This is a genomic window from uncultured Cocleimonas sp. (assembly GCF_947495625.1).
In the GTDB taxonomy this organism is placed as follows: Bacteria; Pseudomonadota; Gammaproteobacteria; order Thiotrichales; family Thiotrichaceae; genus Cocleimonas.
Window position 1 is genome coordinate 1 of the sequence record NZ_CANLZW010000086.1, and the last position, 428, is coordinate 428.

The 428-nt window shown below is 50.9% G+C and carries 1 protein-coding gene; it reads right to left on the minus strand.

Going from position 1 to position 428, the window contains the following annotated elements:
• The coding region (locus Q1A31_RS20945) for a pentapeptide repeat-containing protein (protein ID WP_299881775.1) at positions 1-428 on the minus strand (428 nt) is incomplete at both ends.

Sequence of the window (428 nt, forward strand, 5' to 3'; positions counted from 1 at the left end):
ATTCGTTCCGCTTCAATTCGTTCCGCTTCAATTCGTTCCGCTTCAATTCGTTCCGCTTCAATTCGTTCCGCTTCAATGCGTTCCGCTTCAATGCGTTCCGCTTCAATGCGTTCTGCTTCGATGCGTTCTGCTTCGATGCGTTCCGCTTCGAGTCGTTCTGCTTCGAGTCGTTCTGCTTCTATTCGTTCCGCCTCGATGCGCTCTGCTTCTATTCGCTCTGCTTCTATTCGTTCCGCTTCTATTCGTTCCGCTTCGAGTCGTTCTGCTTCGAGTCGTTCTGCTTCGAGTCGTTCTTTCTCAAGCCTCGCTTTTTCGAGCTTCGCTTTCTTGAGCTTCGCTAGCTCTAATTTCGCCTGCTCTAGCTTTGCCTGCTCTAGCTTTGCCTGCTCTAGCTTTGCCTGCTCTAGCTTTGCCTGCTCTAGCTTTGC